Source organism: Desulfobacterales bacterium (assembly GCA_028704555.1).
Classification (GTDB): domain Bacteria; phylum Desulfobacterota; class Desulfobacteria; order Desulfobacterales; family JAQWFD01; genus JAQWFD01.
Genome location: JAQWFD010000005.1, coordinates 19,252 through 38,848, shown reverse-complemented (window position 1 = coordinate 38,848; position 19,597 = coordinate 19,252). Strand labels below are relative to the sequence as shown.

Genomic DNA, 19,597 nt, shown 5'->3' with positions numbered 1-19,597 from the left:
AGAACACCATGATGTCAAAATACCCGTCACAATTGCAAGTCTGGACACGTCTTTGCGCGCATGCGGAGGTAATTGATCGGCCTGAAAATCATTTGCGGCATCTGATTCAACAGGAGCACCGGCTTGAAACTTTTTCAGCCGAAGGTTCCGGAGTTTTTTTGGATTACTCCCGCCAGCGGGTGAATGAAACCACGATGGGACTTTTGCTGGCGCTTGCCGAAGCGCGGGAACTCAAACAGCGGTTTACCGCCATGGCCACCGGCGAAAAAGTCAATCTGACCGAGAACCGGGCCGCGCTTCATATGGCATGCCGCCGCTTTTCAACCGGACCGCCTCTGGCAGACGGCCCGGATGTAATGGGTGACATTCAAGCCGAAAGAGAAAAAATAAAAAATTTTGCAGATGCGGTTCATTCCGGCCGGATTAAAGGCGCTGCCGGAAAGCCCTTCCGGCATCTGGTTGTCATCGGCATCGGGGGGTCATATCTTGGCACTGAATTTGTGGCCCGTGCGCTGAAATCCCGTGCGGCCGAAGGCCTGTCACTTCACTTTCTTTCAAATGTTGACATCCATAATTTCGGGCAGGTAGTGTCAGAAATTGACCCGGAATCCACCTTGTGGATCGTCATTTCAAAAAGCTATACCACACCGGAAACAACGGCCAACACGAATCAGGCCTATGCGTTCATGAGGTCCAAGGGCCTGGACCCGTCACGCCATGTAGTGACGGTCACCAGCAAGGGAAGCCCGGGAGATGATCCTGAAAATCCGGTACTCGAAACATTTTACATGTTTGATTTTATCGGCGGCAGATACAGTGTCACCTCTGCGGTGGGCGGCGTGCCGCTCAGCCTTTATCTGGGATACGAGTGTTTTGAGCGGTTTCTCAAAGGCGCAGAAGAGATGGACATTCATGCAACCGAGGCGCCGGCCGGAGAAAATCTTCCGCTCATTGCCGCGTTGATCTCGGTCTGGAACAACAATTTTCTCGGGTACCCGGCCCAGGCAATCATCCCCTATGCCGAACCGTTGAGCAAACTGGCGCCGCACATCCAGCAGCTGTACATGGAAAGCAACGGCAAATCCGTCACAGCGCAGGGCCGCCCGCTGGACATCTCCACCGGGGTCATTATTTTCGGAGAACCGGGCACCAATGCCCAGCATTCCTTTTTCCAGCTGGCGCATCAGGGCCGTGCGTTTCCCATTGATTTTATCGGTGTCATTCATCCGGATTACAACCAGTACCCATGCACGACAAAAGGGGTTACCAATCATCAGGAGCTGTGGGCCAATCTGATCTCCCAGCCGCTGGCGCTGGCAGCCGGAAAAGATGATCCCGATCCGGCCAGACGATTTTCCGGTAACCGTCCGTCGTCCACCCTGATCCTCACCGACCTTTCACCGGAAAATATCGGCCGGCTGCTTTCCTTCTATGAAGCCAGAACCATTTATGAGGCCTTTGTCTGGGGAATCAATCCGTTTGACCAGTTCGGAGTGGAGCTGGGAAAAATTCTGGCATCCGGTATCAGGGATCAGATGGCTGCCCGGAACACGGATACCCGTCACGCATTTGAAGGAACAGATTCGATCAGCCGTTTTTATCTGGAGATGCTGTTTAAAGGGGCAAGGGGCTGAGTTTCCCACAGCGCCCTGCTGAGCCCGGACGCACGCCGGATGGTTCGACCGATGGCTGAGGCCAGGACCCGGTCGGTTCCCCATACGGACACATGGTCCCTTGCGCGGGTAACCGCCGTATAGATCAGTTCCCGGGTCAACACGGGACTTTCCCTGTCCGGCAGTATCACGGCGATGCGGCCAAACTCGGATCCCTGGCTTTTATGCACGGTCATGGCAAACGCCGTCACATGCTCGGGGAGTCTGTATGGCAGAAACCGTCTGAGACGCCCGCCTTCACCTGCGAAATAGACATACAACTCATTTGCGGATGAATCCGGGGCCGCCAGGGTAATGCCGATATCACCGTTAAACAGATCCAGGCTGTAATCGTTGGCGGTAATCATCACGGGCCGGCCCGGGTACCAGGGATTTTCAGGGTCATGATCGGCTGGAATCAGGTTGTTTCGCCGCAGGATGTTCTCGATGAGCCGGTTAACCGCCGTTACCCCGTAGGGGCCGACCTTCAGCGCGCACAGTATTCTGAATTCGGCAAACCGGTCAAGGGCATCGCCGGGCTCCGGACTGGTCAGAAAGGCGGCGTAATTTTCCATAACGGCTGATGACAGTGCCCGGTCCAGATCAATTTCAGACCGGACGATTTTCCGGCTGACATGAGAATCCCCACCCGCATGGAGCAGGCCGGCAACTTGATCCGCCCGCCCGTTTTTAACCCCCGCACTCAGCGCACCGATGCCCGCAGCATCAGAAAACCGGTAGTTTTTCATCAACTCCACAATACAGTCCTGCAGACCGGTTCCGGATGTATTCCCGGAGCAGGAACCGCTGAGTCTCTCCCCACAGATTTTGGCAACCCTGTCGGAAAACCGGTCTGAAAAACCGCCCGCACGAGGCCCGCCGCAGATATCCCCGAGCACGGAACCGGCCTCGACCGAAGCAAGCTGATCCTTATCGCCGAGCAGGATCAGCCGAGCGTCCGGGGAAACCGCCTGGATCAGCTTGGACATCAGGGCAAGATCCACCATGGACGCCTCATCCACCACCACCACATCGGCGGGAAGCGGATTTTCTGCATGATGCCGGAAATAGGGAGAGCCGGGGATCGTTTTGAGCATCCGGTGAATGGTACCGGCTTCATCCGGAATACCGTCTTTGACAGCGCTGCTGCAGTCCAGAGCGGCCTTGACCGATCGAATGGATTCACTGAGCCGTGAAGCCGCCTTGCCGGTCGGGGCACACAGCATGATCCTGAGCCTGCGGTCAGCAGGCTGCTCCAAGAGAAGCGCCATGATCCTGGCGACCGTTGTGGTCTTTCCGGTACCCGGCCCCCCGGAAATCACGCAAAAACGCTTCAGCGCGGACACCACGGCCGCGACCCGCTGCCAGTGGGTCCCCTCGGATGGATCTTCGGGAAACAGCCGTCTGATACCGTCTGTTAACCGGGCTTCATCCACGGATCCGATGGCCTGCCCGACTCTTTTCCGAATCAGATCCGCCAGAATATGCTCATACTCCCAATAGCGGTAAAGATAAAGCCGGCCTGCTGCATCCAGAATCAATGGCCGGAAGTCTCCGGGCGCACCCACCACCGGAAGCTGCATCAATTTTTCCCGCCAGGGAAAAAGCGCAGGACATTTGGCAGACGATGCGTCACCGGATGAATCACTTAACACTTTTCCTGCAATCGATCCCAGATCCAGGCACACATCGGCCTGCTGGGTTGCCCGGCTGCACAGTGCGGCCGCCAGCGCCACATCCGAATCATCCTGATTATCCTGATTATCCGAACCGGACAGCCGCAGGATAAACTCCGCAAAGGCCACATTGATATCCGACAAATATCCTTTTTGATACAGGTATGTTATCCGCTTATCGTTCATATTTCACTTTAATTTAATTATGGATTAGCTGGCAGTGCCTTATTCCTCAGACTCTGTCAAAAAAACAAAAAAATTATTTTTCTATCTTAATAGCCGCAAAGAGTCACAAAAGTCGTAAAAAGACGTAAGAATCGTAAAAAGATTTTTGTGACTTTTGTGCGGCTGGTACTTTACGGAGATGCTTGGTTTTTCTTTGCCGGGATAGGGATGGATTCCATCCGAAACCCCGGGATCATCGCCTTTCCCAGGTCCTCGATCAGTCCGGCCGGCGGAACCTCGTGATAGATTCCGAAATCAGGCCCCTTGCGGCTGTCCACCCCCCGGATAAACACATAGAATACGCCGCCGAAATCCGATTCATACCGGAATCCGGGGATCCGATTCTGAAAATACTGATGCAGGGCAAGTGTATACAGGCAGTACTGAAGAATATAGCCGTGTGAGCTCATGGCAATGGAAAGCCGGGGCGTGTCGTAATCGGCGATATCCGTGCCCAGCACATTGGATTTCCAGTCCAGCAGATAAAAGCGTCCGTCGAAGCGGAACACCATATCCATAAAGCCTTTCATAAATCCCCGGGCCGGTGAGAACGTCAGTTTCCCAATCTGGCCGGCAAACGCATCACCAGCCGGATCTTTTCCGTAACGGGCAAAGATCTGGCTGAGCCCCCGGGGAGATACCGGAAGAATGGGAAAGTAAAACTCCATCTCGTTGAGTCTGTCCGCATTCCGGACCGCTGAGAGGACAAAATCGTTGCGGCCGGCTGCCAGCGGCACCGAAAGCACCTGTTCCACCATCCGGCAGACCGTATCGGCCCATATCGATTCAAACCCGTATTCACGAAGCTTGCAGGTGACCAGATCGGTCATTTTATCCGGATTTTCGGCGGCAAAATCAAGATGCTCAAAAATATCATGAAAAAACAACCCGGCACGCGCGCCTTTGGGAAATGAGAAAATATCCGTCAGATCCGTTATCCGTCCGGAATCCGAATCCAGGCTGCCGGATACAACCGGGCTATCGTCCCGGTCCGGCAGCTCGATTTCAAGCGCCGGTCTGCCGGAAAACATGCCGGAAACCAGAGCGGAAAAACTCGATATTTTCCAGCTGGTGTCAATATGACCGGCAAATTTGCGGCAGAACAGCCTGTCTTCGACCGTTTGAATGCGCCCATGAGCTTCGCAGGCGGTCTGGGGCAGCGGCTGGATGTCAATGCTTCCGTCCGAGGCTGCCGCCAGGCGCTTCAGGTCGACCATCAGATCCATATCGGTTTTGGAAGAAAACAGCGTTTTCATGGCGCCGGGTATATTGTCAGGATCGATTTTCTCGTCCGCATGAAACAGGTAGGCCAGTGCCGATGTCTGGGCCTTGTTGATCCGCCCCCAGACCAGATAGCACCGGGTTCTGGCACGGGTCAGGGCCACATAGAGCAGCCTCAGGTTTTCAGCCAGCAGCTCGTTTTGGGCTGCTTTTCGGTGGATCTCCTGATCCTCAGATCCCAGATCGCAGGTCAGCTGACGGCTCTCATCCATATCGTGAAACAGGATGTCGCTTCCGGTGACCTCTGATCCATGCCAGGAAAAGGGACAGAACACCACCGGATATTCAAGCCCTTTGCTTTTATGGATGGTAACAATTTTTACGGCAAATTCGTCACGCTCCAGCCGCAGCTGAAAGGCATCCGTGCGGGCAGCGGACGGATCTTTCTGCACGGCGAGCCACTTCAGCAGCCCCTTTATGCCCAGATGACGTTCAACGCTCTGCTGATGTAAAATTTCCGACAGATGAAGCACATTGGTAAGGCGGCGTTCACCATCGATAAATCCGAGGAGTCTGCTTTTTACATTTTCACGGGCCATGAACAGACGAAACATCCGGATAAATCCATGCCCGGCCCACAGATTCCGGTAGGCCCTGAAATCCGCCACTTTCTGTTCCCACCACAAAAAATCGTCCTGAACGGCATCGATCCGGTTTCCGCTGATTCCCAGCATATCGGCAGCCAGGGCCGCCCGGAGCCGGTCAAGGTCGGCCGGCTCCGAAAGGCTCAGCAGTATCCGCTGCATCTCGTCAGCTTCATGGGAATCAAACACATTTTCCGTACCGGTGACAACCGAGGGGATGTTCTGTTCCGCCACGCAGTCCCGGATCATGGCTGCCTGCCGATTGGTCCGGACCAGCACCGCAATATCACCGGCACGGACACGGGCTGTCCCCGGCTGATGAATCAGCCGGCAGATTTCATCGGCAACGGCCCGGGCGATAACGGGTTCGGCATCGGTTTTGTTTACGGGCTTGCCCTCTTTCGCGTACAGTTCTGATGACAGATACCACAGGGTCAGCGGCGCCCCGGACGCATCCGGTGCCAATTGATCCGTTTCAAATGCTTCCGGCTTGCCGGATATGGCCGGATCAAAACCGATTTGACTGAATACAAACGGATGCCGGGTGCCGGAGAATACCGTGTTGACCGCCTGGATCAGACGCGGGTGAGAGCGCCAGTTTTCCCTGAGCGTATACTGCTTTCCGGCATGATCCGCCGCATCCATATAGGAAAAAATGTCCGCTCCCCGAAAGCTGTAGATGGCCTGCTTGGGATCACCGATCATAAACAGGGTGCTGTTTTCCGCAGAAAAAAAGGTATTGAAAATATCATATTGAACCGGGTCGGTATCCTGGAACTCATCGACCAGGGCCACCGCATACCTGTCCCGGACGGCGGAAATGAGCCGGGAGCTTCCGCCGGCAATCAGGGCCTGTTTCACAAGGGTCAACAGGTCATCAAAAAATACGATATTGCTTTGCCTCTTTTGACGGGCCAGTTCCTTCCAGGCAAAATCAATAAACCGGCGCTTTGCCATCAGCAGGGCTTCACGCATTTCAGCCGTCAACAGATCCGCTTTTTTCCAGATTTCGTCACAAAGGCAAAACAAATCATGATCAGGTGTCGGCTGGCCCTTTTTAACACTGCTCTGAAGTTTGTCTGCCGTAAACCGTTCAAACTTGTCAAACAGGGGAAACCCGATATGCTTGTCATCTGCAAACCGGTCCATGTCCTCGAGCATCGCCGCCACGGTCGCCAGGCGTTTCGGAGGATCGGTCGTTCCCTTTTTCGGTGTTACCCCCCCGTAGACCGTGCCGTTCAGAGAGGGGCTCTTTAACAGCTCCGCTACCTCATCGCGCGACACCCGCCACCGGCTCCGAAGCCTGCGGATCAGGTTCCGGAATTCGTCCAGATGCTCGAACCCGAATCCTTCAGATGACGGGACGTTCATCCCGGGAATGATCCGGACAGACGGGCTCTTCAACCGGCCGAGCAGCGACAGAAAAACGCCGGGACCGCTGCCGCTCTGCCCCATACAGAAACTGACGAATTCAACCGGAGCCGTATACATGCTCTTTCGCCAGTAATCGTCCGCAACGGTCTGCAGCAACCGGCTCTGGTCGGTGACCAGCTCCGTATCAAAAAGGCCGGCGGTTTCAAACGCATGTTCCTGAAGCAGTCTCTGGCAAAATCCGTGGATGGTAAAAATCTGCGCCCGGTCAAAATCAACCAGCGCATCGTGTATCCGTTCAAGGCCGACCGAAGGATCATGGCAGCCATCCGCCAGGGCTCCGATCAAACCGTCCCGGCTGCCGCCCCTCAGGAACGCTTCCTTTGCTTCGATGAGCCGGCTGCGGATTCTGCCTTTCAGCTCATCGGTGGCTGCCCGGGTAAAGGTGACCACGAGAATCTGATCCACGGAAAAACCCTGCTCGATGACCAGACGCAGAAAGAGACCTGCGATCGTATACGTTTTTCCGGTACCGGCGCTGGCCTCAATCAGGTTGACACCGCTCAGGCGGCTGTGAATCAGGTCAAACTGTTCCATTCAATTTACCCTCTTTCCGGATTGTAAGATATAAGGATCATCTGTTTGCCAACTGCCTGCAAATGTGCTAACAGAAAGAACTTCAACGTTAAATATCAAAATAAAACAGGCACTGTCCGTATTAGTCCCGAACGGATCTTTGACCGCGCGGATATCAAGGCGCACAGGTTAAACACATAACACGAACAGCCAAGCACTCAGCTGTGGGGGAGCCTCTTGTCCGGAATCCAGGAAATCCTTCTGATAGCCGTCATCATTTTAATTCTGTTTATCATACCGAGAATGCCCACCTCCGGACGGCCGGACAGAGTCATGCGGTCCGTTCGTATTTTCCCGGCTGTGAATCTGTCGGGTCACATGCGGCTGGCCATTGTCATATCCGTTATCTGGCCGGTCGGATGCGCCGCCTGGCTCAGGCCATGGGAGGGGCCCCTGTTTCCGTTTCTGTATCTGGGCCTCTGTCCGGTAGCCGCGGCATGGGGCTTTGCATGGGTCATCCGGGGCTTTAAAAAATTCAGGAGATAGATCACAAATCAGGCCTTTACCTCCCGCCAATGCTCAAGCATGGGCGTAAACACCGCTTCGGAAAACGCCATGAATTCCTCATCCAGCGGATCAGCGCTGCAAAAGCACAGCGCGGTATACGGGTTGGAAAATTCACCCGGCCAGGCATCTGACCCCAGCCATTTACTTCTCGCACCGGCCAGCGCCTCTTCACTCGATTTGCCATGATGCATCTGAAGGGCATAGTGAAACGATGCCTCCGGGAAAAAATGAAGGGGTCGGGTCAATCCGGTCCAATACAGGTGAAGCAGTCTGGCGAGGATATCCGTCGCGTCTTTTACCGGGCTGTATTCGACCCTCCCGTCGCTGCATACCAGGCAGGTGCCGGAAAACGCGTTTTGCGGGCTGCTGCAGAGCGCCAGATGCGCAATCCAGGCGCTCAGGTAATCGCGCACCTTTTTACGGGCAAAACGAACACAAACCAGACGCTGTTCATAGAGACCGTCGATTTTTCCGCACAGGTGAAACCCGTCGATTTTAAGATCGATTTCAACGGCCCGCGGAATTTTTCCGTGTGTATACCGGTTAACGGTAGCTGCGAACCGGTCGGTATCCAGACTCATTTGGCTGTAGGCCACCTCGCCCACCGCAGCATGAGGCAACCGGCCGGAGGCCTTTTCCAGCGGGAAAAACGCCTTCAGATCCGGGGCTGACTGGCGGTATGCATACAAATCCTGATGAATCTGATACCGGTTCAGCCCCTCCGTGGAAAAATACTCCCGTTCATCCAGTACGGTTTCGGGTTCTTCCAGAAAAATACCCAGGCGGTTTTTGAGCAGAAGTCGCGCCGGATTGGCATAAAAGCGGGCCAGATGAGCCGGATCCATGCATCGGTATTCATCCGGAGCCGGCGGCAGGGCGCCTTCAATAAACGCCCTCTCTTCCCTGTCCTCGGGAGCTCCGGCAAGACTGGCGCCGGCGGCAAGATCTTCTTCCGAGTAGCTGAACAGCGCTGATCCGTCTGTGAAATACCAGGGGGAAAACGCCTGAAGTCTGTGGCGCGTCACGATTTTTTCCTGCAAAATGCCGTAACTGTCCCGAATGTAATCCAGCAGTTCGCTGACCGGCACGCAGGGGGGGATCGTTGAATTATCCTGGATGCTCTGCCCGACATAGCTGATATACAGCACTTTTCTGGCTGACATCACGGCCTCGAGAAAAAGGTAGCGGTCGTCATTCCGCCTTGACCGGTCTCCGGGTTGAGGCCGGCTGGCCATCAGATCAAACGCCGGGGGCCGGCTGTCCCGCGGAAACGCATCAATGTTCATTCCAACCAGGCATATGACATCAAACGGGATACTTCTCATCGGCAGCATGGCGCAGAACGTGACGCCCCCGGAGATAAAGCCCGATCCGAATCCGTCACGCTCAAGCTGATGCCCGAGATAGGCGCGAATCACCTCAAATTTGACCTCCCGGTCGAATCCGGCTTGACCGGCAATGCTTCCCATGTCATGAATGACAGAACGGATCGTCTGAATCTGCCGCATGGCGTCATCATCGGCCGGAAAAAACCGGCCCAGCAGATCGTCCAGGCATTGCTGCCATTGCGCCGGCGTTCTGGCCCTGCCGAACGCGGTCACCCGTTCAACGACCGTATTTACAAACCGGATCAGCCTGCCCAGCAGCGCGGCATCATTTCCTTCAACCGGATCATAGGCCAGCAGACCGCCAAACATCCGCCGGCCCTGACCCGGCATGGCATAGCCCAGCAGCATCCTGTCCAGACCGGCTTTCCACGTATTTTCTTCAATACCGGGCAGCCCCAGACTCTCCCGGGTGTGCTGATCGATGCCCCACCGGATGCCGGTTTCCCGAACCCATCGTTCAACCGTCGGCATATCGGACTCGGATATGTCGAACCGGTCGCGGATGTGCGGTGATTCCAGAAGGCCCATCAGGTCGGTCGCGCTGAAACGGCTGCCCTTCAGATCCAGTATGGCAAAAAAGGCCTCGATGATACGGCTTTCGGATCTCATGCTCTGATCGGCAATGCTGAATGGAATCCGGTGAGCCGGCTCGGTCTGGGCATCGAACACGGCCTGGATAAAGGGCGCATAGGTCTGGATATCCGGAGTCATGACGACAATGTCTTTGGGAAGAAGCACCGGGTCCTGTTCGAACATATCCAGAAGCTGGTTGTGCAGCACCTCGATCTCCCGCATGGGGCTGTGGCAGGAATGGATCTGAACGGATGGATCAGTCTGATTCGTTGCCGGGCATGAAACCGGTTCGGCCGGCGGTCCGGTCAGGTTCACGATATCCGACTGGATGCCCGAGAGCAGGTTAACAGACGGTGGATCATCAAACAGCTCAACCAGTTCAAAATCGGTTTCACTGATGAGCCGGAAAAAGTCTCTCCCCAGCATTCCCATGGAGGCCAGCAGCGGATTTCCTTTTTCCAGAAACAGATCCTGCTCTGAAAATTCACTGCCATAGCGTTTTTTCGTCTTCCGGATTTCACGTTCCGACAAGATATCGGCCCAGTACTCCCGACAGGGATTCATCAGAAACAGGTTTACCTCAATCAGGTGTGACAGCGCGGCAAATGCACGGAAATAAAACGGCGGCAGACTGGATATGCCAAAAATGGCGAGCCGTTCGGGAAGCAGACTGACATCGCCCGAAAACCGGTGGATCGTTTCCATCAGATGTTTCTGAAGAGATGCGCGATGGCCGGCCGCATTTCCCCCGAGGTTCAGGCTCAGCTCCCGCCACAGATGCGCCTGCCATTGGTGATCCGGCAGCGGCTCTTCCAGCCCTTTTTCCCATTGGAATATCATCTCCGGCCGAAATACCTGATACTGATCAAACAGACCGGCAATTTTCCCGGACAGCTGAAACAGTTTCAGCCCGTCCGGATCATCCGCCAGATAGCGCCCCAGGCTTTCAAAACCCGGCAGTGACAGACAGGCCGGCAGAATCTTCATGATCCGGAACGCCATGATCTCCGGCGTAAACAGATCCATTTGCGGCGATTCCCCCAGCAGGCTTGCGCTGATATCCTGCAGGAACCGATTGGGAAACGGAAACTGGCAGTTGGCGCAGATTCCCGTATGACGGGCAAGCTCAAGCGATATCCACCGCTGCATCCCCTTGCTTTGAACCACAATGACTTCCGGTGTAAACGCGGAACCCGGGGGGATGCGGATAACGCGGGCAAGCGCTTCTCCGAGAATTTCCAGCCGGTTGCTGGTATAGATGCTCATGCCGGGCATAAGTAATTTACCTTGTTTGAGGGTTACCCTGATATTGGATTCACTTATGGATTACCCTCTTTATCCCGGCCCGTCAAGCAAACAGAAGGGATACCCTTACGATTGACCAGACACTGTCAAGCCGGCAGGCCTCAGCCCTTGAACGAACACACTGAAGCCATCCCCCGTCATTTCTGACAGGCGCCAGGTGTATGCACTTTAAACAAGTTCATGCATTTTAAAACTGTCATTTGGGGCACAATGGTTATCCTGCCCTCTCAACCCATCTGGAATACAGATATGAGCGCCATCATCCAACTCAATTACTTTGATATGGGTGTTATACAGGTTATACAAATTGATTCGATTGATCATCTGTAAAGCGTCTCCATCCGCAATCACCTTTCCGGCCTTCAACATGACGACACGGTCTGAAAACCAAAGGGCATGGTCGGGAAAATGGGTGGTTTTGATAAAAGTATACCCATGACGCGCCAGATCCGTGATGCGATACAGCAGACGGATCTGGTTGCCATAATCCAGGCCATTGACCGGTTCATCCATGATAAAAATATCAGCGCCCTGGACGATAGCGCGGGCAATCAGCGTCATTTGGCGTTCACCGCCGCTGACCTCGGTGTAGGGCCGATCTTTAAGGTGGTCGATAGAAAGCCGTTCCAGGGCGTCAAGCGCTGCCTTCTGGTCGTCATTGCTATATTGGAAGAAAAACGGCTTATGAGGGATTCTTCCCATGAGGACAACGTCCATCACGCGGTAACCAAATGCAAGACGATGAGATTGAGGCACATAGGCAATCCGTCTGGCTATCTGTTTAGGCGGAATTTCGGAGACCGACCGGCCTTCAAACAACACCCGGCCTTCCTGAGGGCGGTATAATCCCAGCAGTATTTTGAGAAAGGTCGTTTTGCCGCTGCCGTTGGGTCCCAGAAGTGAGACAATTTCACCCCGTTTAAAAGTGAGCGAAATATCTTTGAGCACGGGTTTTCTGGAATAACCGTATGTGACATGATCGACTGAAATCAAGGTCATCAGTTTCATCCTTTTCTGGCGTTACGAACGACAAGGGCGAAAAAGGGGATGCCTACCAAAGAGGTTAAAATTCCGATGGGGATCTCTATACTGAACAGCAGCCGTGCGATATCATCTGCAATCAGCAGATAGGCGGCACCAATCAATGCGGATGCCGGCAGCAGGATGCGGTTATCCGGGCCAACGAGCATTCGGGCGATGTGCGGAATCAACAGCCCTACCCAGCCAATGACCCCGCCCATAACCACCGTCAGCGAACTGATAATGGTGGCCAGGAAAATGAACAAAAGACGCAGAAAACGAACATTGACCCCTAGTGAACGGGCTTCTTCATCGCCCATGCTCAATACGTTCAGATAACCGGAAAGCAGCAGCAGGCTCAGAATACCGATCAAAACAGGCCCGCACACAGCCAGAACCGTCACGCTGTCAATGGCGGAAAGTCCGCCCATGAGCCAGTAGATTATGGCTGGTAACTGTTCGTAGGGGTCAGCCATGTATTTAACCACTGAAAGTAAGGAAGTAAACAACGCACCGCTGATGATGCCGCCTAATATTAACATCAGAAGCTGATCCCTGCGACTGATCGAAGAGATTGCCAGGGCAGCAAGCACGGCGATCAAGCCGAAGGAAAATGCCCCCAGTTGAACCACAAACCAGCTCCTGGCGACGATCATGCCCACCGAGGCGCCAAAGGAGGCGCCGGCCAGGACGCCCAGCAGTCCCGGAGAAACCAGAGGGTTCATAAACATGGACTGAAAGACCGCACCGGAAACCGAAAGCGCCGCACCGATCAGGATGGCGGCCGTGATGCGCGGCAGCCGGATGTCAATCAGGATATTTTTCAGGATAAGGTATTGATGCTCGTCCGTGACCGGTTGATCCGATACCATCAGCCCCATAACCCGGAGGATGTCGCCGACACTGACCGGATAACGTCCAAGCGACAACGATATCAGGGCTGTCAGGCATAACACGACAAACAGGACGGAAATCATCATTGATGGTTTCATGGCTGTAAAAGCGCCCGGGTTGCCGCATCATCAAGGCAGATATTTAAAAAGAGCTTGTAAAAGGACTGCGTTTCAGCCATGAGATTGAGCGGATAGACCGAAGGATAGAGTGTATGCATGAGCCATTTGACCCCTAACAGCCGCATGAATGACGGGGGACGGTCAAACCAGTTGAACGGTTCTTTCGGAATTCTGTAAACGCGGCCATCCCGGACGGCGCGGATATTTTTCCATTTGGGATTCGCGGCGAGCCGGCTGAAAAACAGCGCCTCATGAGATATGATAACCTGAGGGTTGTATTTCAAAACCTGTTCCATGGATACCTTCTGCATGCCATAATTGCCCTCATCGCTGCAGCGGTGTACGTTTTTACCGCCGCTTAAGGAAATCAGCTGAGCATGAAGCGAGGTGTGGCATTCGGTGCTCAGGCCGTCGGCGCCTTCAGCATAATAGACCGTAACCCGGCTGTCCTCCGGAATGGCGGCGCGCACCCGGACAATCTCATCAAGGGTTTTTTGGGCATATCGGCTGAGCATTTGTCCCCGCTCCTGTTGGTTCAGCAGCTGGCCAAGGAAGCAGAAAACGTCCGGGTAATCGGCCAGAGCGTCCAGGGGAACATGCACCACCGGAATTTGAAACGGTTTGACCACCCGTTCGACCATCTCATTGGCAGCAGACTTCTGCCACATACAATCGAGTATAATATCGGGATGGACCTGCAATAAGGTTTCCAGATTGGGTACCCGCCCCTGACCGAACCAGCCGCCGATCAACGGCAGTTTCCGCAAACGTTGGTCCAGGAATTGCTGCTCCGATTGATTTAATGGAAAATTGAGTCCTGCCACCCGTCCGGGATCAACCGCATACACCATGTAGGTGGATGGTGGCGAAGTACCGTACACCTTTCGGATTTCATCCGGAACGGTCAGCCGCCGTCCGGTCATGTCGATTATGTCCCTGGCCGCAGCATAGGGACCGCACACGGTCATGATGATGAGCACAACAAAATAGCAAAGGCGGTTTTTCAACATCAGGTTTCCTCGGCCACCCGGCTTTTTTCCATTTTTTTGACGCGGCCCCCATCCGGGACATCCCACCAGATAACAGCCCATCGAACGGCCGGTGTGCCCGGCAGAACCCAGCGGCCGTTTTGCCGGGTCAGATGATTTTGAAGAAAATCCCTGAGCCGCTCTTCCTCAAAAGATGTCATATTGCTGAGCATCCACTGGCTTTTCTTGAGTGCATCTTCATGATTCGCGTAGGTCCGGTTAACCGGATGGAATGTAAACGAAAGGTTGGCATAGATACCCATCTGATACAGAAGGTTCAGAAGACAGATATAATCGGGGCCTGATTGGTAACCGCGGCCGACCGCCTTGAAAATGCGTCGATCAAAGGGGCCGTCGCCTACCACGGTGGAAACATAAATGCGTCGTCTGGCAAACCGATTCAGTTTGATGATGGCGCGCTTTAAATCTTCTACGTTCAAGGAACGAGATGCGATGATCACATCATGAACCTCGATTCCCAGACTTTCCCAGTCATCTTCCCAGGCCGCCTGAAGCGGTCTGATATTCGTAATTTTTTTCTGCGTGTATTCTTCTTTGAGTATGGAAAGCATGCGTTCTGAAAAATCCATGGCGGTTATGGAAGCCACTTGACTGGCTAACGGAATGGCTATCGTACCGGACCCGCAGCCTACATCCAGAACGCTCCACTCGGGTTCAGGATTCAGTATCCGGATCAATTGATACGGATAATCGCTTTTATGCTCCCGGTTATCTGAAAAATCGCGGGCACGCTTGTTCCAGAACGCGGCTCCCCGGGGTTGACAGTTTAAACGGCTTTTTCGCTGCGCGGTCTGCCAGGCGGCATTCCAATCGATTCGTTGAATATCGGTTTCCATGATGTGAGACTCCATGCCATTATTATCGCCCTCACAAGTTTTTTCCCTTTTCCGCCGTAACCCAAATTCTATAATCGTTCCTGGAAACAGGGTCCATGCGTTCAAATACTGTTTTGTAATTTATAAGTGATATTGAAGGCCTCCTAACATGTGCCGTTTATAAATGTCAATATGTAATTTTTAAGCTTATTATTTGCGTAAGGTGTCGGATGTAAGTGATATTTCTATCCCTCAGCCGGATTGGGCAGGAAAACAGGGTTATAAAAATAAGAATATTTTAACAGGCGGTTGAAAAGGAGGAAGGAAGCAATACCGATACGCTGTCCAAATCAGGTGCGCGGCAGCAGTGTTATAATCCGGCAATGGTCTTACCGGTCACTGCGCCATCGTAGCCCGGAATTGCGTCAATTTCCCTGCGCAATGCGGCAGACTGGAGCACGTCCAGAAGAATTTTGACCGTGGGATGGTTACTCATATCGGCCGGTATGACCAGATCACAGCGAGCGGCCGTAACAGGTACAAAATCCAGATTATAGACATCCGCAAGCGCCCTCAGGCCCAGAGCGGCATCCGCTACATTACAGGCGATACGATAGGCGCCTTCACGGTGCGAAGTGACTTCATTCTGATAGCCGTTGATGGCTGAACCGGGTATCCCGGCGCGCTGCAGGTGATCATCCAGCAGAATGCGCAGGGCAGCCCCTGGTTCCCGATTGACGAAGCGCACCATGGGCTGGGCCAGGTCGGCAACGGTACGAATTCCCAGGGGGTTGGCTCTGGCCACCATAAGGCCTTCCTCAAGAAGGGAAAAGCCGATGACAAGGCTCCGGATTCCGGCCAGCTTTTGAGCGGCCAGGGTTACATTGGATTCTGTCGTTCCCGTGTTATGCAGGTGGGTTCCAGCCACGTGAGCCAAACCGTTCGCCAGGCTGTCGATTGCATGATGGCTGGAAGCGAATCGACAGTATACGCGCACATCGGGTGCTTTGCTGGAAATGTGATAGCCCAGAATCCCGAGGGCGGGATCACAGCCCATCAGAATAATGGTTTTATTCAAGCGATCCGGAGTCGAGAGGATCTGCGTATTTTTTCCATCTTTACTCAACAAGCCGTCAGCCGGAGAAAAGCCAAATGGCATGGATTCGGCGCCCTGCAGGGGAAAGCCGATCAATCGATCGCGTACACGGCCCAGGATCAAACGGGTTGCCGGTTTTTGCTCGCCGTTGACCACGTGGACAGGCTCGATATCCGGCTGCTCCTCCTGAACAAACAGATCTTCGACGCGACAGCCGAAAACGCGGGCTAATCGAAGCGCGATAGCCGTATTGGGCAGATAGCGCCCGGATTCAATATCGTAAACCGCCTGACGCCGGACGTCGATTTTTTCCGCCAGCTCTTCCTGAGACCAGCCTTTGGCCAGACGGTATCGCTTTACATACGATTTGATGGGGTTATCCTGCTTTGTCATGGGTACCTCAACGGTTTTAACTGACATGAAGCAATGTCAGTCTAAAAAAATATTGACAAAATCCATACTGCATGTAACTTACTCAAGTCAATAAATGTTTAAAAACGTCATTTGGGCTATCGCTATTAATCATGTTCTAAACGTAGTGTTCTGTTTTAAGACAGATATCAGCCATAGAATAGATTGAAGCGGCGTTAAAATCAATAGCCTTTTCCGGTCACCGCCGGCCGGAGGGTTATATGGCCCCTTCATAGGCGGGGAGATGCTTGAGGGTTGGGGATGTTTCCGTATAAAACGAAACGACCAACGAAAATAATAATTAAAAAACGGAGATTGGACATGGCCAAGCAAATTCGGAAAGAGGCGCGAACAAAATCAACAAGCTGGAAGCTATACGGATTGTCAGTCATGATGATGGTCTGGATGGGAGCCGGGATCTTCCCGTTTTCTCCTGTCGCCAGTGCATCAGAAACGGAATTGGTGGTATTTGCGGCCGCTTCCACCACGAATGCCGTTACCGAAGTCGGAGAAAAATTTGCCGTCCGTAATCCGGGCCACATCAAAACGTCATTTGCCTCGTCTTCCACCCTGGCCAAACAGATTGCCAACGGAGCACCGGTGGATGTTTATATCTCAGCGAATAAAAAGTGGATGGATTTTCTTGAAGAAAAAAATTTATTGGCGCAAGGCAGCCGGTTTGATCTGCTGAGCAACCGCATCGTGCTCATTGTCCCGGATGACAGCCGTTTGGAACCGGTAACACTGGGGCCTGATTTTCCCCTGGCTGCCATGCTGGACGGCGGGCGCCTGTCTCTTGGCGATCCCGAGCATGTACCCGCCGGTATATACGGGAAAAAAGCCTTACAGTCCCTGGCGATATGGGAGAGTGTAAAAGATCATCTGGCCCCCATGAAGGATGTGCGGGCAGCGCTGACATTGGTGGAGCGCGGGGAAGCGCCTGTGGGGCTGGTATATGCCACTGATGCCGCCATTTCTAAAAAAGTGCGCGTGATCGGGGTGTTTCCCGAGGAGAGTCATCCCCCCATTGTGTATCCGGTAGCCGTAATGTCCGAACGGTTAACACCGGCAGCCGAGCGGTTTTTAAATTTTCTGAAGACCCCTGAAGCCATGGCGGTTTTTGAAAAATACGGGTTCAGCAGTATACGCTGATGGATTTATTTCGCCTGACGCCCCTGGAAATAGATGCCTTACGACTGAGTCTTGTGATATCCGGATGGGCCGTGGCCGCCAGTCTGCCGTTTGGAATTCTGGTAGCCTGGATATTGGCCCGCATGCGTTTTCCGGGCAAGAACCTTCTGGATGGTCTGGTACACCTGCCGCTGGTGCTGCCGCCCGTAGTGACCGGTTATCTGCTGCTTCTGCTTATGGGGCGAAATGGCCTTGTCGGGGCGGCTCTGTACAAATATATGGGGATAGTCCTTGCGTTTAACTGGAAAGGGGCTGTCTTTGCCGCTGCAGTGGTGTCTTTCCCCTTGCTGGTACGTTCGGTGCGCTTATCCCTGGAAAGTGTGGATCAAGGGCTGGAAGCCGCAGCGCGCACGCTGGGGGCGGGTCCGTTACGAGTTTTTTTTACGGTTACGCTGCCGCTGATGGTGCCGGGAACCATAACCGGTACGATTCTCGCGTTCGCCCGCAGCCTGGGGGAATTTGGTGCCACGATCACGTTTGTATCCAACATCCGGGGGGAGACCCAGACGCTGCCGCTGGCCCTTTACACCCTTACCCAGGTTCCGGATGGCGAGGCAGGGGCGTTGCGGCTGTGTATTTTATCGGTTATCGTGGCCATGGGCGCCTTGATATGTTCGGAAACGCTGGCTCGACGGTTTGCCGCCCGAATGAAAGGATGAATGCTCCTGGAAATTAACGTTAAACGCAAACAGGGCAACTTTGTCATCGATGCCGCATTCAAGGGCGCAGGATCGGGTATCACCGCCCTGTTTGGCCCTTCCGGTGCCGGCAAGACCTCTGTGGTCAACATGGTGGCAGGGTTGCTGCGGCCGGATAGCGGTCAGATCACGATCAATGGCTGCTGCCTTTTGGATTCGGCAAAACACATCAATCTGCCCCCTGAACGGCGTCGGATCGGATACGTTTTTCAGGATGGCCGGTTGCTGCCCCATCTTTCAGTTCGTTCCAACCTGACGTACGGGATGCGCCTTGTTCGGCCGGACCAGCGTTTCGTCAAATTTGATCCGGTAGTGGATCTTCTCGGGATCAGTCACCTGCTGGATCGTCGCCCGGCCAGACTTTCCGGCGGCGAAAAGCAGCGGGTGGCGATTGGCCGCGCCTTGCTGACCAGCCCCACCTTGCTGCTGATGGATGAGCCCTTGGCCTCACTGGATGCGGCGCGAAAGGCCGAGGTACTGCCGTTTATCATTCGGTTGGCCCGCAAGTTCTCCATCCCTGTTCTTTATGTCAGCCACGCCATGGATGAAATTCTTAATCTGGCGGATCACATGGTGCTGATGGACGCCGGGCGTGTGCTGGCTTCCGATTGTATTGAAAAACTCTTGTCCCGTACGGACTTTCAATCCCATTTAGGGCAGGCTCAAAACGTCAATGTGATTCCGACGGTCGTTGACGTTCCACGTGACAATTTTGGCCTCACCCACCTTCGTTTTGGCGGTGGAATCCTCAGGGTGCGTCACTTCCAGGCGCCCCGGGGCGCCATGGTAAGGGTAGGCATCCCGGCCAGCCACGTGGCTATTGCCCTGGAATCGCCCTGTCAGACAAGTTTTCAAAATATCTTTCCCGGTAAAATTCGAGAGATTTTCGATGATGGCGCTTCATTCATTAACGTGCGCATGGATATCGGCAGTACGATCTGTGCTCGAATCACCCGTCAATCCTGCCAGCACCTATGTCTGAAACCCGATCTGCCTGTTTATGCCCTAATCAAGAGCGTTTCGGTTTCTCTGGGGATATCGCCCGAATCAACGGGTTATAAAAATCACCTCACCCGCAGGCCATATTCAGATTGACAGAACCCATG

The 19,597-nt window shown here is 53.9% G+C and carries 13 protein-coding genes; 5 read left to right on the top strand and 8 right to left on the bottom strand.

Translation table 11 applies throughout. From position 1 onward, the window contains the following. Positions 1-8: 8 nt before the first annotated feature. Positions 9-1,634, top strand: coding sequence for a glucose-6-phosphate isomerase (pgi, locus tag PHQ97_03315; protein ID MDD4391764.1), 1,626 nt, complete (start codon positions 9-11; stop codon positions 1,632-1,634). On the opposite strand, the gene recD is transcribed toward pgi, so the two are convergent. Continuing rightward, entirely contained in the window at positions 1,598-3,514 is a 1,917-nt protein-coding gene (recD, locus tag PHQ97_03310) for an exodeoxyribonuclease V subunit alpha (GenBank protein MDD4391763.1), read from the bottom strand. The two genes, pgi and recD, sit on opposite strands and share 37 nt — an antisense overlap. Positions 3,515-3,684: 170 nt before the next feature. Continuing rightward, complete coding sequence (gene recB, locus PHQ97_03305) at positions 3,685-7,386, bottom strand: exodeoxyribonuclease V subunit beta (GenBank protein MDD4391762.1); 3,702 nt, start codon at positions 7,384-7,386, stop codon at positions 3,685-3,687. 216 nt (positions 7,387-7,602) lie between these two features. Here recB and PHQ97_03300 point away from each other — a divergent pair, with 216 nt between their 5' ends. Then, entirely contained in the window at positions 7,603-7,911 is a 309-nt protein-coding gene (locus tag PHQ97_03300; GenBank protein ID MDD4391761.1) for a hypothetical protein, read from the top strand. A gap of 8 nt (positions 7,912-7,919) precedes the next feature. Here the strand turns inward: PHQ97_03300 and recC are convergent, their stop codons facing one another. The 6 genes from recC to PHQ97_03270 form a co-directional block, all read right to left on the bottom strand. Then, on the bottom strand, positions 7,920-11,168 hold the full coding sequence (gene recC / locus PHQ97_03295) for an exodeoxyribonuclease V subunit gamma (protein MDD4391760.1): 3,249 nt from the start codon (positions 11,166-11,168) through the stop codon (positions 7,920-7,922). Between the two features lie 198 nt (positions 11,169-11,366). Then, positions 11,367-12,197: an ABC transporter ATP-binding protein gene (locus tag PHQ97_03290; GenBank protein MDD4391759.1), complete on the bottom strand. Its 831-nt coding sequence runs from the start codon at positions 12,195-12,197 to the stop codon at positions 11,367-11,369. Positions 12,198-12,202: 5 nt separating this feature from the next. After that, positions 12,203-13,198 (bottom strand): iron ABC transporter permease, encoded by a 996-nt coding sequence (locus PHQ97_03285; protein ID MDD4391758.1) that lies wholly within the window; start codon positions 13,196-13,198, stop codon positions 12,203-12,205. A gap of 8 nt (positions 13,199-13,206) precedes the next feature. After that, entirely contained in the window at positions 13,207-14,241 is a 1,035-nt protein-coding gene (locus PHQ97_03280; protein ID MDD4391757.1) for an ABC transporter substrate-binding protein, read from the bottom strand. Then, the gene (locus tag PHQ97_03275) at positions 14,241-15,116 is read right to left on the bottom strand and encodes a class I SAM-dependent methyltransferase (GenBank protein ID MDD4391756.1); all 876 of its coding nucleotides are present in this window, start codon (positions 15,114-15,116) and stop codon (positions 14,241-14,243) included. The genes PHQ97_03280 and PHQ97_03275 overlap by 1 nt, the downstream gene beginning before the upstream one ends. Positions 15,117-15,465: 349 nt before the next feature. Then, positions 15,466-16,611: a substrate-binding domain-containing protein gene (locus tag PHQ97_03270; GenBank protein MDD4391755.1), complete on the bottom strand. Its 1,146-nt coding sequence runs from the start codon at positions 16,609-16,611 to the stop codon at positions 15,466-15,468. A 312-nt stretch (positions 16,612-16,923) separates the two neighbouring features. Here PHQ97_03270 and modA point away from each other — a divergent pair, with 312 nt between their 5' ends. The 3 genes from modA to modC are packed head-to-tail and all read left to right on the top strand — an operon-like array spanning position 16,924 to position 19,586. Further along, positions 16,924-17,754, top strand: coding sequence for a molybdate ABC transporter substrate-binding protein (gene modA / locus PHQ97_03265; GenBank protein MDD4391754.1), 831 nt, complete (start codon positions 16,924-16,926; stop codon positions 17,752-17,754). After that, a complete protein-coding gene (modB, locus tag PHQ97_03260) occupies positions 17,754-18,452 on the top strand; it encodes a molybdate ABC transporter permease subunit (protein ID MDD4391753.1) in 699 nt (232 codons plus the stop codon). The genes modA and modB overlap by 1 nt, the downstream gene beginning before the upstream one ends. Next, positions 18,453-19,586 (top strand): molybdenum ABC transporter ATP-binding protein, encoded by a 1,134-nt coding sequence (gene modC / locus PHQ97_03255; protein ID MDD4391752.1) that lies wholly within the window; start codon positions 18,453-18,455, stop codon positions 19,584-19,586. Positions 19,587-19,597 lie beyond the last annotated feature (11 nt).

What these genes read in the sequence shown, in the direction of transcription:
- modA (MDD4391754.1), top strand. Translation starts at nt 16,924, where the DNA reads ATGGCCAAGCAAATTCGGAAAGAGGCGCGAACAAAATCAACAAGCTGG.
- modB (MDD4391753.1), top strand. Translation starts at nt 17,754, where the DNA reads ATGGATTTATTTCGCCTGACGCCCCTGGAAATAGATGCCTTACGACTG.
- PHQ97_03275 (MDD4391756.1), bottom strand. Translation starts at nt 15,116, where the DNA reads ATGGAAACCGATATTCAACGAATCGATTGGAATGCCGCCTGGCAGACC.
- PHQ97_03285 (MDD4391758.1), bottom strand. Translation starts at nt 13,198, where the DNA reads ATGATGATTTCCGTCCTGTTTGTCGTGTTATGCCTGACAGCCCTGATA.
- recD (MDD4391763.1), bottom strand. Translation starts at nt 3,514, where the DNA reads ATGAACGATAAGCGGATAACATACCTGTATCAAAAAGGATATTTGTCG.
- pgi (MDD4391764.1), top strand. Translation starts at nt 9, where the DNA reads ATGATGTCAAAATACCCGTCACAATTGCAAGTCTGGACACGTCTTTGC.
- modC (MDD4391752.1), top strand. Translation starts at nt 18,453, where the DNA reads ATGCTCCTGGAAATTAACGTTAAACGCAAACAGGGCAACTTTGTCATC.
- PHQ97_03270 (MDD4391755.1), bottom strand. Translation starts at nt 16,611, where the DNA reads ATGTCAGTTAAAACCGTTGAGGTACCCATGACAAAGCAGGATAACCCC.
- PHQ97_03280 (MDD4391757.1), bottom strand. Translation starts at nt 14,241, where the DNA reads ATGTTGAAAAACCGCCTTTGCTATTTTGTTGTGCTCATCATCATGACC.
- recC (MDD4391760.1), bottom strand. Translation starts at nt 11,168, where the DNA reads ATGCCCGGCATGAGCATCTATACCAGCAACCGGCTGGAAATTCTCGGA.
- PHQ97_03290 (MDD4391759.1), bottom strand. Translation starts at nt 12,197, where the DNA reads ATGACCTTGATTTCAGTCGATCATGTCACATACGGTTATTCCAGAAAA.
- recB (MDD4391762.1), bottom strand. Translation starts at nt 7,386, where the DNA reads ATGGAACAGTTTGACCTGATTCACAGCCGCCTGAGCGGTGTCAACCTG.